The following is a 14501-nucleotide window of genomic DNA, read 5'->3' on the forward strand; positions in this document are numbered from 1 at the left end:
CGCCGGTCCCTTGCGGACCGGCGCCACCGGTGTGCGGTCCCCACCGGGCCGGCCCCGGTCGTTCGGCCCGGTCGACCCGGTCGCTCGACCCCGGGCGGCCGGTTCGGCCGGTCAGCTCGAGCCGGTCAGCTCCGCGACCAACTGGTCCGCCGCGGTGTAGGGGTCGAGCGACCCCTCGGCGATGCGCTCGCCCAGCGCGCCCAGCCTGCGGTCCTCCCGCAGGTCGCCGATCCGCTCCCGCAGTGCCGTGACGGCGATCGTCTCCACCTCGCGCGCGGCGCGGTCGCGGCGCCGCTGCGCCAGCACACCGCGCTCGTCCATCCAGGCGTGGTGCTTCTCCAGCGCCTCGACCACCTCGTCGACCCCCTCGGCCCGGGCCGCGACGGTCTTGACGATGGAGGGGCGCCAGTCGCCCGCCTCGCGGGCCTCGCCCAGACCGAGCATGTGGTTCAGCTCGCGGACGGTGGCGTCGGCTCCGTCGCGGTCGGCCTTGTTGACCACGAAGACGTCGCCGATCTCCAGGATGCCGGCCTTGGCCGCCTGGATCCCGTCCCCGGCCCCAGGCGCGAGCAGCACCACCGAGGTGTCGGCCTGCGAGGCGATGTCCACCTCCGACTGCCCGACGCCGACGGTCTCCACCAGCACCACGTCGCACCCCGCGGCGTCCAGCACGCGCACCGCCTGCGGCGCCGCCCACGACAGGCCGCCGAGGTGGCCGCGGGTCGCCATGGACCGGATGTACACGCCCTCGTCGGAGGCGTGCTCCCCCATGCGGATCCGGTCGCCGAGGAGCGCTCCGCCGGAGAACGGCGAGGAGGGGTCGACCGCGAGGACGCCGACGCGCTTGCCCCGCCGCCGGTAGGCGGTCACCAGCGCGGAGGTCGAGGTGGACTTGCCGACCCCGGGCGGCCCGGTCAGCCCCACCACGTAGGCGTGGCCGGAGTGGGGCGCCAGGGCCGCCATCACCTCGCGCAGCTGCGGTGACGCCCCCTCGACCAGCGAGATCAGCCGGGCCACCGCGCGGGGCTGGCCCTGCCGTGCCCGGTCGACGAGATCGGGGACGTCTGCCGCCATCGGTCGTGCTCCTTCGTTGGTGTGGTCGTGGCGGGGGCCTCCCCGCTCCGGCGGCGTGCCACACGCGCGGCGCGCCGCGGGGCGGGCGCCCCGGAGGCCGACCGCGGCTCACCGCGGCCGGCCCGGTGCGGGATCAGCCCCGCGGTACGCGCAGAACCAGCGCGTCACCCTGTCCGCCGCCGCCGCAGAGGGCGGCGGCGGCGGTACCGCCGCCGCGGCGGGCGAGTTCCAGGGCCAGGTGCAGCACCAGGCGGGCGCCGGAGGCACCGATGGGGTGACCGAGCGCGATCGCCCCGCCGTTCACGTTCACCCGTTCGTGGGACACGCCGAGGTCCTTCATGGACTGCACGGCCACCGCGGCGAAGGCTTCGTTGATCTCGACGAGGTCCAGGTCCTCGACACCGATGCCCTCCTTGCCCAGCGCGTGCCGGATCGCGTTGGACGGCTGGGACTGCAGCGAGTTGTCCGGGCCGGCGACGTTGCCGTGCGCCCCGATCTCGGCGATCCACTCCAGCCCGAGGGCCTCCGCGCGCTCCTTGGCCATCACCACCACCGCGGCGGCGCCGTCGGAGATCTGCGAGGAGGAACCGGCGGTGATGGTGCCGTCGGCGGCGAACGCGGGCCGCAGCCGGGCCAGGGACTCGACCGTGGTCTCGGGCCGGATGCCCTCGTCCGCCGACACGACCAGCGGGTCGCCCTTGCGCTGCGGGACGGGGACGGGGGTGATCTCCGCGTCGAACAGGCCCTTCTCCCGGGCGGCGGCGGCACGCTGGTGGGAGAGGGCGGCGACCGCGTCCTGCTCCTCGCGTTCCAGCCCGAGCCGGGTGTTGTGCCGTTCCGTGGACTCCCCCATCGCGACGTCGTCGTAGGCGTCGGTGAGGCCGTCGTGGGCCATGTGGTCCAGCACCTCGATGGCGCCGTACTTGTGGCCGGTGCGCGAACCGGGCAGCAGGTGGGGGGCGTTGCTCATCGACTCCTGGCCGCCGGCCACGACCACGTCGAACTCGCCGGCGCGGATCAGCTGGTCGGCCAGGGCGATGGCGTCCAGACCGGAGAGGCAGACCTTGTTGACGGTGAGCGCCGGGACGTTCATGGGGATGCCTGCGTGGACGGCCGCCTGGCGTGCCGGGAGCTGCCCCGCGCCGGCCTGGAGCACCTGCCCCATGATCACGTACTGCACCTGGTCGCCGCCGATGCCGGCGCGCTCCAGCGCGGCCCGGATCGCGGCGCCGCCCAGGTGGGCGGCGGAGAGCGACGACAGCGAGCCGAGGAGACGGCCCATCGGCGTCCTGGCGCCCGAGACGATCACGGAGGTGGTCATGTGTGCGGCTCCCTGGGGACGCGGTGAACGAGGGTTCACTGCGAGGGTACTGAGCGGCCGGATGGCGGTCACCGGCCGGTGGATGTGACGCGGCGCACGTTGCGCGGTCACCCGTTGCGCGCGCGCCCCGCCGGCGCTGGACTGGACAGATGCTCACACGAATCGATCACATCGGCATCGCCTGCCGGGACCTCGACACCACCGTCGCGTTCTACCGGGCCACCTACGGCTTCGAGGTCCACCACACGGAGGTCAACGAGGAGCAGGGCGTCCGGGAGGCGATGCTGCGGATCAACGGGACCGATGACGGCGGCGCCACCTGGATCCAGTTGCTGGAGCCGATCCGCGAGGACTCCCCCGTGGCCACGTGGCTGGCGAAGAACGGCGAGGGCGTGCACCACATCGCCTTCGGCACCGCCGACGTGGACGGCGACGCCCGGGAGATCGGCGCTCGCGGCGTGCGCGTGCTGTACGACGAGCCCCGGCGCGGATCGATGGACTCGCGCATCACCTTCCTCCACCCCAAGGACTGCCACGGCGTCCTCACGGAGCTGGTGACCTCCGCGTCGGCAGCGGCCGAGGACCCGCCCACCGCCTGAGCCCGCGGCGCCGGGCCCGCCCCGCACGGGGCGGGCGACCGGCCGCCCCGTACCGAGAACGTCCGCTCCGTACCGGCCGCGAGGGCCACTTCGGGACGCTCCCCACTGACGCCCGTCCCGGCGGCCGGTAGAGTGGCCGGGCCGGGGCGCTGGGCTGCTCGCGCTGTCCCGGAATCGGCCGATGAGCCGGCTTCCGCGCGGGGCGATGCCAGCGCGGGCGGCCGGGTCTCCATGACGACCAGGGGACGGATGGGACCGCGGAGTGCGGGACTACGACCGCAACGAGGCTGACGACGCCCTCTCGCTGTTCGAAGCCGACATGAAGCGGCTGAAGAAGGAGCGGGACAAGGCCGTCGATCACGCCGACGACCTCGGCTACCAGATCGAGGTACTGCGCTCCAAGCTGCATCATGCTCGGCGCGCCCTGTCCCTGCGCCCCGCCTACGGGGACGCGCACGCGCACGCCGAACAGCTGCTGCGCACCGCGCAGCACCAGGCCGACCAGATGCGCATCGACGCGGAGCACCAGCTCCGCGAGGCGCGCGCGCAGAACCAGCACATCCAGCAGGAGCGGGCGGAGCTGCGGGCGCGCATGGAGAGCGAGCTGCACAGCGAGTCCGTGACCCGCCGCCAGCGGCTGGACGAGGAACTCGCCGAACGCCGCGCCACGGTCGAGGCCCACGTCAGCGAGAACGTCGCCTGGGCCGAGCAGATCCGGGCGCGGACCGAGGCGCAGGCCCGGCGCCTGATGGAGGAGACCCGCGCCGAGGCCGAGCGGACCATGGCGCAGGCGCGGAGCGAGGCGCAGCGGGTCACCGAGGAGACCCGACAGCGGCTCACCTCCGACGCGGAGTCGGCCCGTTCGGAGGCCGAGGAGCTGGTGCGCCGCGCGCGTGCCGAGGCCGAGCGGCTGCTCGCCTCCGCCCGCGAGCAGGCGCAGAAGGCCAACGAGCACGCCGCTGTGCTGCGTTCGACCAGCACCAGCGATGCCGAGGACCGCCGCCGCGAGGCGGCCGCCCTCACCCGCCGTGCCGAGGAGCAGCAGGCCGAGGCCGAGCAGGCGCTCGCCGGCGCCCGCGAGGAGGCCGAACGCCTCGTCACCGAGGCCACCGAGGAGGCGGAGAAACGCCGCAGTTCGGCCGAGGCCGCCTACGAGCAGCGCGCGGCGACGGCGAAGGCCGAGATCGCCCGCCTGGTCGGCGAGGCCACCAAGGACGCCGAGGCGCGCAAGGCGGAGGCCGAGCAACTCCTCGCGGAGGCACGGGAGAAGTCCGACCGGCTGGTCGCCGAGGCCACCGAGCAGGCCCGCGCCAGGACGGCGGAGGAGTCGGCGAGTCAGCTGGCCGAGGCGTCCCGCGAGGCCGAGGAGATCCTCAACAAGGCGGCGGACGAGGCCCGCGAGAGCAAGCGCACCCTCGCCGAGGAGGTCGAGCGGCTGCGCTCGGAGGCCGAGGCGGAGGCGGACCGGCTCCGCGCCGAGGCGCACGACACCGCGGAGCAACTGCGCGGGGCGGCCCAGGACGACACCGAGGAGTACCGCGCCAAGACCGTCGAACTCCAGGAGGAGGCACGGCGGTTGCGCGGCGAGGCCGAGCAGCTGCGCGCCGAGGCCGTCACCGAGGGCGATCGCATCCGGTCCGAGGCGCGCCGCGACTCGGTGCAGCAGATCGAGGAAGCCGCAGCCCGCGCCGAGGAGTTGATCGCGAAGGCGACCTCGGAGGCCGAGGAGACCCGAACCGCCGCCACCGCCGAGGGCGAGCGGACGCGCGCCGAGGCCGCGGAGCGGGCCGCCGCCCTGCGCACGCAGGCGGAGGAGGCCCTCGCCACCGCGCGCGCCGAGGTCGAGGACCTGCTGGCGGAGTCGGTCACCCGCTCCGAGGCGGCCGAGGCGGCGGCGACGGAGACCGCCGAACGGCTGGTCGCGGAGGCACGCGAGGCGGCCCGGGCGGAGCAGGAGGCGGCCGCCGAGGAGCTGGAGCGGCTGCGGACCACGGCCGAGGAGCGCGTCACCGCGGCCGAGGAGGCGCTGTCGACCGCCCGCGAGGAGGCGGAGCAGCTCCGCACGGAGGCCGGGACCGAGGCGGCCCGCACCCGGGAGGAGGCCGCCGAGGCAGCACGCGCCCTGGCGGAGTCCACCGAGGAGGAGTCGAGGCGGCTCCGCGAGGAGGCGGCCGCCGACGCGGCGCGGTACCGCGCCGAGGCCGACGACCTCGCGGTCCGGCTGCGGGGCGAGGCCACCAGCGAGGCGGAGCGACTGCGGCAGGAGGCGAAGGACGCCGCGGACCAGGTACGAGCCGACGCCGACGCCGCGGCGGAGCGGACCGCCGGTGAGGCGGCCGAGGCGCTGGCCGCCGCCCAGGAGGAGGCGGCCCGGCTCCGGAAGGAGGCCGCCGGCCTGCTCGAGGAGGCGCGCGAGGAGGCGCATCAGGAGCGGACCGCCGCCCGCGAGCAGAGCGAGGAGCTGCTGGCCCGCTCGCACGCCGCGAAGGAGGCGGCGCAGCGCGAGGCCGAGGAGCTGGTCGCCGCCGCGGAGGCACGCGCCCACGAGATCCGCGACGCGGTCTCCGGGCTGCGGGAGGACGCGGAGCGGGACATCGCCGCGCTCCGCTCCGCCGCCGAGGAGGCCGCGGCCGCGACGCGGCGCTCCGCCGAGGAGGAGAAGGAGGCCGCCACGGCGCTGGCCGACCGGACCGTGCGCGACGCCTACGAGGAGTCGGAGCGGCTGCGCGCAAGCGCCGAGGAGGTCATGGAGCGCGCGCGCCGCGAGGCCGACGAACTGCGGGACGCCGCCCGCGAGGAGGCGGCGCGCCGCCGCACCGAGGCGGCGGGCCAGGCCGACGAGCTGGTCACGCGGGCGCAGGAGGAGGCCGAGCGGCTCACCGGCGAGGCGGCGCGCAGCGCGGAGGAGATGGTCACCGCCGCGCGCGAGGAGGCGCTGCGCACCACGGCCGGCGCCGAGGAGCAGTCCGACGCCATGGTCGGCGCCGCCCGTCAGCAGGCCGAGCGGCTCACCGACGAGGCGCGCGCGGAGAGTCGCGACACCGTCGAGCAGGCGCGCAGCGACGCCAACACGCTGCTGGAGGAGGCCCGCCGTGACGCGGCGGCCATACGGGAGCGGGCCGAGGAGCTCCGGGAGCGCACCGAGACGGAGGCCGCCGAGCTGCACGAGCGGGCGCGGCGGGAGTCCGCGGAGCAGGCGCGCGCCGCCGGCGAGCGGGTGGACCGGCTGGTCCGCGCCGCCGAGGAGCAGCGCGAGGAGGCCCGCGCGGCGGCGGAGCAGGTCAGGAGCGACGCCGACACCGAGGCGGGCAAGGTGCGGATCGCCGCCGTCAAGAAGGCCGAGGCGCTGCTCAAGGAGGCCGAGGCGAAGCGGTCCTCGATCGTCCGCGAGGCCGAGCAGTTGCGGGCCGAGGCACAGCAGGAGGCCGCCACGACCGTCGAGGACGGCAAGCGCGAGCTGGAGAAGCTCTCCCGCCGGCGCGCCGACATCAACGCCGAGATCGGGCGGGTGCAGGACGTGCTGGAGGCGCTGGAGGGGTTCGAGTCCTCGGGCGGCGCCAAGGGCGGCAAGAGCGGCAAGGGCAAGGGCGGCCGGAGCGGCGGGAAGAACGAGGGCGACGGCGAGGCCGGGGGCTCCGGCCGCGCCGTGGGCGCCGGCTCCGGGCAGGGCAAGCGGGGCGGCTGACGCTCCGGCGGGTCGGCCGACGCAGGGTCCGGCGGTCCGCGGGGGCGCGCGCTCCCGACCGTGCGGGGCTGTCGGGACGGGCGGGACGGCTGTGGCGGGGGCGGTCGGACCGGGCCCGTATGCGCCCGGGCGCACGCACCGGCGGAGGGCGCCACCTGTTCGGCAACGCCACTCTTTCGGGGGACAGGCCGCACATTCTCTTCGGAGAACTCGTCATCGACTCGAAGACACGCCGGTTCGCCCCCTAGGATTCACCCCGGGGGCTGTTCCGAGTGTGGTCCGGCCGGGCGCACTCTGAGACAGCCACTTGTCCGCCTCACCCGTCTCATCCGACAGGAACCCCATGAGCGATCCATCGTCCCCGTACGGCTTCGAGTTCGTGCGGCGCGGCTACGACAAGATCCAGGTCAACGAGCGCATGGCCGAGCTCACCGAACAGCTGCGGGAGAAGCAGCAGTCGATCGAGACGCTCAACAAGCGCGTCCAGGAGCTCTACGCCCAGTCCGCCGAGGAGCAGCAGGAGTCCGAGCCGTCGTACGCGGGCCTCGGTGCCCGCGTGGAGAAGATCCTCCGCCTCGCGGAGGAGGAGGCGACGGCCGTCAGCGATGACGCCCGCCGCGCGGCGGAGAAGCTCCGCGACCTGGCCGAGCAGCAGGCGCAGCAGATGCGCCAGGAGGCCGACACCTACGCCGCGGACGCCAAGGCGCGCTCCGAGGCCGAGGGTCAGCACATCATCGACCAGGCCAACAGCAACGCCGCCGCCCTCCGGGCGGACGCGGAGAAGGACGCGCAGGCCAAGCGTGAGGAGGCCGACGCCCTCTTCGAGGACACCCGCGCCAAGGCCGCCCAGGCCGCGGCCGACTTCGAGACCAACCTCGCCAAGCGCCGGGAGCAGTCCGAACGCGACCTCGCCGCACGGCAGGCCAAGGCCGAGAAGCGGCTCGCGGAGATCGAGCACCGCGCGGAGCAGCTGCGCCTGGAGGCGGAGAAGCTGCGCACGGACGCCGAGCGCCGCGCCCGCCAGACGGTCGAGACCGCGCAGCGTCAGGCGGAGGACATCGTCGCCGACGCCAACGCCAAGGCCGACCGCGCCCGCAGCGAGTCCGAGCGTGAGCTGGCGGCGCTGAAGAACCGCCGCGACTCGATCAACAACCAGCTCACCAACGTGCGCGAGATGCTGGCCACCCTCACCGGTGCGCAGGCAGCCGCCTCGGTCAACCTCATCGACGACGACGACGAGACCGACGGCGAGGACTCCCGCGCGGGTGTCCCCGCGCAGCAGAGCCGCTGAGTCGAGCCGGTCCGGGGCTCCCACCGGTCCCGTTCATCCGCTCGGAGCAACGCCCCCCGCCAGCGATGGCGGGGGGCGTCGTGCGTGTCTAGCGTCGCTGCCATGATCGAGCTGGACGGGTTGACCAAGCGGTACGGCAGCAAGACGGCCGTGGCGGAGCTGACCTTCACGGTGCGGCCCGGGATCGTGACGGGCTTTCTGGGCCCCAACGGCGCGGGCAAGTCCACCACGATGCGGATGATGCTCGGTCTGGACCGTCCGACCGCCGGTCGGGTCCGGATCGACGGCCGGCGCTACGACCAGCTCCAGGAACCGCTGCACGAGGTCGGGGCACTGCTGGAGGCGAAGGCGGTGCACCCGGGGCGGACGGCCCGCAACCATCTGCGCTGCCTGGCGTACTCCAACGGCATCCCGGAGCGCCGCGTCGGCGAGGTGCTGGAGCTCGTCGGCCTCGGCGGGGTGGCCGACAAGCGCCCCAAGGGCTTCTCGCTGGGGATGGGGCAGCGGCTCGGCATCGCCAGTGCGCTGCTGGGCGACCCCCGCATCCTCATGTTCGACGAGCCGGTCAACGGGCTCGACCCGGAGGGCATCCACTGGGTGCGGACGATGATGCGGCATCTCGCCGCCGAGGGCCGGACGGTGTTCGTCTCCAGCCACCTGATGAGCGAGATGGCGCTCACCGCCGACCACCTGATCGTCATCGGCCAGGGCCGGCTCCTGGCGGACACCTCGATGAACGCGTTCATCCGCGAGAACTCCCGCAGCTACGTGCTGCTGCGGTCGCCGGAGCCGGAGCGGCTGCGGGACGCGCTCGCGGCTGCCGGGCACCGCACGGCGCCGGGCGAGGACGGCGGACTGGAGGTGGACGGCGCGGAGGCCGCCGTCCTGGGAGAGATCGCCGCCGCGGCCGGGGTGACCCTGCACGAGCTGAGTCCCCGGCAGGCGTCGCTGGAGGAGGCGTTCATGCAGCTGACGCACGAGTCGGTCGAGTACCACGGGCGCTCCCAGCCCCCGGACGGTGCGCCGCCCGGCGGGCAGGGCCCCGGCTGGGGCCGGGGCGGGGACGGGGACGGGGCGGGCGCCCGGGGCGGGGAGGGCTGAGCCGTGGCACGCAACGGACGGGTCCTGCACTCGGAGTGGACGAAGATCCGCTCGGTGCGGTCGACGGTGTGGACGCTCGCGGCGGCCCTGGTGGTCACCGTGGGGCTCGGTGTGCTGATCTGCCTGCTGGTCCGCAACACCTACGACGACCTCTCGCCCACCGACCGGGCGACCTTCGACGCGACGATGACCAGCTTCGCCGGCATGACGCTCGGCCAGTTGGCGATGATCGCCTTCGGCATCCTGGTGATCTCCAACGAGTACAGCACCGGGATGATCCGGGCGTCGCTGGCGGCGGTGCCGCAACGCGGCACGCTGATGGCCGCCAAGGTGGCGGTGGCGACCCTGCTGGCGCTGGTGGTCGGCATGATCACCGCCTTCGCCGCGTACTTCCCGGGCCAGGCGGTGCTGGGCTCCGGGCTCGCCTCCGGCATCGGCGACCCCGGGGTCCTGCGGGCCGTGGTGGGCGCCGGGCTCTACATGACGCTGATCGCGGTCTTCGCGATGGGGGTCACCTGGGTGCTGCGCAGCCCGATGCTGGCCTTCGGCATCCTGATCCCCTTCTTCTTCATGATCTCCGGGATCCTCTCCGCGGTCTCCGCCACCCGCAAGCTCTCCTACTGGCTCCCCGACCAGGCCGGTTCGATGATCATGTCCGTGGTGGCGCCGAGCCAGGAGCGGCCGTACGGGCCGTGGGGCGGTATGGCGGTCATGGCCGCCTGGGTGGTGGCGGCGCTACTGGCCGGCTACCTCACGCTGCGGCGCCGGGACGCCTGACCGCCGCCGCGGGGGCACGGACGGCCGACGGTCCGGGCCCCCGCGGAATCCGCTCGCCTCCATCCGCGGCACACCGGCGCAGACCCCGGAGATCCGAACACACGGACGGTAAGGTGCGAGTCCTCGCGGGGGCGCAGGACCGACTGACGGCGCCCCCGACTCGTTACTGAACTGGGGCGGACGATGATCGAGGCAGTCGGCCTGACCAAGAGCTACGGCGACAAGACGGCCGTGCAGGACCTGACCTTCCGGGTGCAACCCGGGAAGGTCACCGGCTTCCTCGGCCCGAACGGCGCCGGGAAGTCCACGACGATGCGGATGGTCCTCGGGTTGGACCAGCCGACCGGCGGCAGTGTCACGGTGGCCGGTCGGCCCTACCGTGAGCTGCCCAACCCGCCGCGGACGGTGGGCGCGCTGCTGGACGCCGGCGCCAAGCACGGCGGGCGCAGCGCCCGCAACCATCTGTTGTCGCTCGCGCAGTTGTCGGGGATACCCGCCTCCCGCGTGGACGAGGTACTGGAGCTGGTCGGGCTGACCGCCGTCGCCGGCAAGCGCTCGGGCGGCTTCTCGCTCGGCATGGGGCAGCGGCTCGGCATCGCGGCCGCCCTGCTCGGCGACCCCCGCGTCCTGCTGTTCGACGAACCGGTCAACGGGCTCGACCCCGAGGGCATCCGGTGGGTGCGCGACCTGATGAAGCGGCTGGCCGCCGAAGGGCGCACCGTCTTCGTCTCCAGCCACCTGATGAGCGAGATGGCGCTCACGGCGGACCACCTGATCGTGATCGGGCGGGGTCGGCTCATGGCCGACATGCCGGTGCAGGAGTTCATCCTGCAGAACTCGACGAGCTTCGCACGGGTCCGCACCGCGGACGTCGGGCAGCGCGACGCGCTCACCTCGCTGCTCACGGGTGCGGGTGCGCAGGTGTTCCCCGAGGAGGCCGGCACGCTGAAGGTCGTCGGGCTGGAGCTGCCGCAGGTGAGCGACATCGCGTTCGAAGCCGGCGTCCGGCTGTGGGAGCTCTCCCCGCACCACGCCTCCCTGGAGGAGGCGTACATGCGGATGACGCAGGGCGCGGTGGACTTCCGCGCCGGCGGCGCGCAGCAGGCGTCGGTCGCCGGTCCCGCGGCACACGGCAGTGGTGGTCCGCCCGGCTCCCCGCTGCCCCCGGGCGCCGGCCATCCGCCGCAGCAGCCGTACGGCGGCGCGCAGCCCCAGTCCTTCGTCCAGCCGCAGGAGAACGCCCGATGAGCATTCCGCCGCCCCCTGCCGGGCCGCCGCAGCCCGGCCAGGCACCGCAGGAGCACCGTCCGCAGCAGGCGGCGCCCCAGGGCTCCGCTCCCGCCGCCCCGCAGCAGTCGCCCGCCCCGCAGCAGCAGGCCGCCCCCGCTCCCCCGCCGGGGCCCGTGCCGCCCCAGCAACAGCCGTACGGGCAGCAGCCGTACGGGCAGCAGCCGCAGTACGGTGCCGCCGCTCCGCAGCAGCCGCACGGTGCGCCGCAGGGACCGCCGCAGGGTGGGGTCCCGCAGTATCAGGCGCCGACTCCGCAGCACGGGGCACCGCCGCAGCAGGCCGCACAGCCGCCGACCGCGCAGCCCAGGACCACGCCGGAGCACGGGGCCGCGCCGGGTGCCGACCCGCGCGGCGGCGACACGGCGCGGGGCGGCGGTGACGCGCGGCAGGACGGGGCGGACGGCGACATGCGTCCCGCCCACTTCGGCAACGCGCTGCTGGCGGAGTGGACCAAGATCCGCTCGGTGCGCTCGACCGTCTGGACGCTGCTGGTGATGATGGTGGTCACCGTCGGCATCGGCACCGCGGTCGCCGGCATCATCTCCGCCACCGACGAGCAGGGCTTCGACCCGCCGATCGCGGGGTTCATCGGCATCCTGCTCGGCCACATCGCCATCGTCACCTTCGGCGTGCTGGTGACCTCGACCGAGTACACCACGGGCATGATCCGCACCTCGCTGGTGGCGTCGCCCCGACGCGGCCGACTGCTGCTGGCGAAGTCCGTCGTCTTCGCCGCCATCGCGTTCACCGCGGTCACGGTCGCGCTGGGCGTCACGCTGGCGCTGAGTGCCGCGCTGCTCGGCGACACCGAGGCCGCCCGCGCGATGCCGGGGGACGCCTGGCTGACGTCGGTGCTGGGAGTGGCGCTCTACGTCACGCTCCTCGGACTGCTCGGACTGGCCATGGGCTCGCTGCTGCGCTCCTCGGCCGGTGCGATCACCGTGATGCTGGGCGTCGTGCTGCTGCCCACCATCGCGGCGCCGTTCCTGTACTTCTCCGAAAGCATGCGCGGCCTGGCGGAGCAGATCGACGCCTACTCCGCCATCGGCGGCATGTCCGCACTGTCGGTCAGCTACACGGGCGACTTCGACCACAGCGGCTGGCCGCAGACCGCGCTGCTGGCGGGCGTGGTCGCGGTCGCGCTGGCCGGAGCCTGGGCGCGGCTGCGCACCACCGACGCCTGACGGTCGGGCCGGCCCGACCCCCGGTCAGTACCGGGGCGCGTTGCGGGACCGCTGGGGACGGGTTCCCCGGCGGTCCCTCGCGTTCCAGCAGGCGCGGTGCCAGTGCCGCCGGTCGTCCACGGTTCCGTGCTGCTCCCACGCCACGACGTGGCCGGTGCCCGGCGGGATCAACTGGTCGCATCCGGGACAGCGGTAGTGCTTGCCGCTGCTGCCGGCGACCTGCCGGACGACCCACGACTCGCCCTGCCAGCTCTCGGTGCTCTCCAGGCCGTAGCGGGTGTGGTCCTCGGGCCGCCCCTCCGGGCGTGGTCGGGCGTTCCGGTGGTTGCGCCGGGGGGACACCTGGCACCTCGCTCGTCTCCGGGCGCTCCTCGCGGCGCCGTCCCCCACCAGCGTACGCAGTCGCCGGTCCCCGCCGCGCGCACCGCGCGCTCGCACAGAAATCTCCGGCCGGACCGTGCCTTGGGCACGTGTCACGCGTTAATACCATCACCGGATGATGCGCCGCCGCGGCGGCGGGAGGGGCACGCGAGATGCGGGTAGGCACGTTCGTGCTGGCGGGACAGTTCGCAGGCCAGACACACGACGAGGTGCTGCACCGAGTGGTGCGGTCGGCCGAGGTCGCCGAGGAGGCCGGGCTCGACGCCGTCTGGCTGGCCGAGCACCATTTCATCCCCTACGGCATCTGCCCCTCCGCCGCGACCCTCGCCGGCTTCCTGCTGGGCCGCACCCGGCGCATCGGCGTCGGCACCGCCGTCAGCGTGCTGCCGACCACGCATCCCGTCTCGCTCGGCGAGCAGGCCGCGCTGCTGCATCTGACCTCGGAGGGGCGGTTCACCCTCGGGGTGGGGCGTGGCGGGCCCTGGATCGACCTCTCGGTGTTCGGCACCGGTCTCGACGCGTACGAGCGGGACTTCCCCGAGGCGCTGGACCTGCTGCTGCGGTGGCTGCGGGAGGAGCGGGTGGGGGCCGCGGGCGAGCGGTTCCGGTTCCCCAGCGTCCCGGTGGTGCCGCGCCCGGACGCCGGCCCGGACGGCGCGGGCCCTCCGGTGGTGATGGCCTGCACCTCACCCGGCGGGGTGCGGACCGCCGCGCTGCGCGGCCTGCCGATGCTGCTGGGGATGCACGCGGACGACGAGGAGCGCGCGGAGATGGTGGCGCTGTGGCGCCGCACCGCGCTGGAGTCCGGTGCCGAACCGGCGCGGGTGGGCGCCGCCGGTCACGTCGCCGTCGGAGTGGTGCAGGTCGGGGACTCCCGGAGCGAGGCGGTGTCGGTGCTGCGCCGTTCGATGCCCGAGTGGTTCCGCAGGGGGCTGGGGGCCTACCGGACGGCGGACGGCCGTCCCCGGCGGATGCGGGACCCCCTGGCGTACACCGAACTCCTCTGCGAGATGCACCCGGTGGGCCCGCCGCGGCTCTGCGCGGACCGGCTCGCCGGGACGGCGGAGCGGACCGGCGTGACGCGGTTCGCGCTGCTCCCGGAAGGCTCGGGCCGACTGGACGCCACGGAGGAGAACCTGCGCCGGTTGGGGGCCGAGGTACTGCCGCTGCTCCCCCGCCCGACTCCCGGTGCCGCCGCCCCGGGCCCCGGGAGGGGGGAGGCGGCACCGCCGGCGGCCCGGTCGGCCTCCGGCCGCACCGAGGTCTCGGTCAGCAGTCCCGCAGTTCGGGCGACTGGTTGAGCAACTGGCCGCGGACGGAGGTGAATCGCTTCAGCCGGTCGTCGGCCTGGGCGCCGGTCGGGAAGACCGCCACCCGGTGGCAGTTCTGGAAGGCGAGCCGCACCCCGAAGTGCCGCTCCAGCGAACCGCGGATCGCGTCGCTGGCCAGGGCACGCAGCAGCTGCCCGCGAGCCGCCTCGGTCGGGGGCGGCGTCGTGTTGTCGGCGAACTCGCCGCCATCGACCTCCAGTCGGGCCGTCAGGGAACTGATCATCTCCCAGGCGTAGGGCAGGGACGTCCGCACGCAGTCGACGAACTCGGCCTCGTCGACCTCTCCTCGCTCGGCCTGCGCCAGAAGGGCAGGCGTGACATCGAGCGACATGTGGTTTCTCCTCTCGCGATCCCCGGGTCACGGGATCTGAACGGATGGAACCGGGGCTGCACCGCTGAGACATCTGTGATCGTGCGCGTTCGTACGGCGACATCCTCGTTGCTGCCAAGGTAAGCCGGTTGGCCGA

12 protein-coding genes are annotated in these 14501 nt (G+C 74.6%); 8 read left to right on the plus strand and 4 right to left on the minus strand.

The genetic code is table 11. The features are described from left to right. Positions 1 to 111: 111 nt before the first annotated feature. Both meaB and HCN52_RS01995 read right to left on the minus strand, forming a co-directional pair. Positions 112 to 1074 (minus strand): methylmalonyl Co-A mutase-associated GTPase MeaB, encoded by a 963-nt coding sequence (meaB, locus tag HCN52_RS01990; protein WP_168086582.1) that lies wholly within the window; start codon positions 1072 to 1074, stop codon positions 112 to 114. 133 nt (positions 1075 to 1207) lie between these two features. Next, positions 1208 to 2395, minus strand: coding sequence for an acetyl-CoA C-acetyltransferase (locus HCN52_RS01995; protein ID WP_168086583.1), 1188 nt, complete (start codon positions 2393 to 2395; stop codon positions 1208 to 1210). A 149-nt stretch (positions 2396 to 2544) separates the two neighbouring features. Between HCN52_RS01995 and mce the strand changes: the two genes are divergently transcribed. From mce to HCN52_RS02030, 7 genes are all read left to right on the plus strand, one after another. Beyond that, on the plus strand, positions 2545 to 2994 hold the full coding sequence (gene mce, locus HCN52_RS02000) for a methylmalonyl-CoA epimerase (RefSeq protein WP_168086584.1): 450 nt from the start codon (positions 2545 to 2547) through the stop codon (positions 2992 to 2994). 262 nt (positions 2995 to 3256) lie between these two features. After that, positions 3257 to 6679 carry a polarized growth protein Scy-related protein gene (locus HCN52_RS02005; protein ID WP_312876488.1) on the plus strand — a complete coding sequence of 1141 codons (3423 nt, stop codon included), beginning with the start codon at positions 3257 to 3259 and terminating at the stop codon, positions 6677 to 6679. 343 nt (positions 6680 to 7022) lie between these two features. After that, entirely contained in the window at positions 7023 to 7970 is a 948-nt protein-coding gene (locus HCN52_RS02010) for a coiled-coil domain-containing protein (RefSeq protein ID WP_168086585.1), read from the plus strand. Between the two features lie 102 nt (positions 7971 to 8072). Next, positions 8073 to 9071 carry an ABC transporter ATP-binding protein gene (locus HCN52_RS02015; RefSeq protein WP_168086586.1) on the plus strand — a complete coding sequence of 333 codons (999 nt, stop codon included), beginning with the start codon at positions 8073 to 8075 and terminating at the stop codon, positions 9069 to 9071. 3 nt (positions 9072 to 9074) lie between these two features. Beyond that, entirely contained in the window at positions 9075 to 9848 is a 774-nt protein-coding gene (locus HCN52_RS02020) for an ABC transporter permease (RefSeq protein WP_168086587.1), read from the plus strand. Positions 9849 to 10031: 183 nt separating this feature from the next. Further along, positions 10032 to 11096: an ABC transporter ATP-binding protein gene (locus HCN52_RS02025; RefSeq protein WP_168086588.1), complete on the plus strand. Its 1065-nt coding sequence runs from the start codon at positions 10032 to 10034 to the stop codon at positions 11094 to 11096. Continuing rightward, complete coding sequence (locus HCN52_RS02030) at positions 11093 to 12322, plus strand: ABC transporter permease (RefSeq protein ID WP_168086589.1); 1230 nt, start codon at positions 11093 to 11095, stop codon at positions 12320 to 12322. The genes HCN52_RS02025 and HCN52_RS02030 overlap by 4 nt, the downstream gene beginning before the upstream one ends. Positions 12323 to 12346: 24 nt before the next feature. Here HCN52_RS02030 and HCN52_RS02035 read toward each other — a convergent pair whose 3' ends face one another. Further along, positions 12347 to 12664 carry an Rv1322 family protein gene (locus tag HCN52_RS02035; protein WP_168086590.1) on the minus strand — a complete coding sequence of 106 codons (318 nt, stop codon included), beginning with the start codon at positions 12662 to 12664 and terminating at the stop codon, positions 12347 to 12349. Positions 12665 to 12855: 191 nt separating this feature from the next. Between HCN52_RS02035 and HCN52_RS02040 the strand changes: the two genes are divergently transcribed. Beyond that, the gene (locus tag HCN52_RS02040; protein WP_168086591.1) at positions 12856 to 14004 is read left to right on the plus strand and encodes an LLM class flavin-dependent oxidoreductase; all 1149 of its coding nucleotides are present in this window, start codon (positions 12856 to 12858) and stop codon (positions 14002 to 14004) included. Here the strand turns inward: HCN52_RS02040 and HCN52_RS02045 are convergent. Continuing rightward, a complete protein-coding gene (locus tag HCN52_RS02045) occupies positions 13973 to 14365 on the minus strand; it encodes an SCO5389 family protein (RefSeq protein WP_168086592.1) in 393 nt (130 codons plus the stop codon). The two genes, HCN52_RS02040 and HCN52_RS02045, sit on opposite strands and share 32 nt — an antisense overlap. Between the last annotated feature and the right edge of the window lie 136 nt (positions 14366 to 14501).

Origin of the sequence: Streptomyces bohaiensis (assembly GCF_012033785.1) — a bacterium.
GTDB lineage: Bacteria > Actinomycetota > Actinomycetes > Streptomycetales > Streptomycetaceae > Streptomyces > Streptomyces bohaiensis.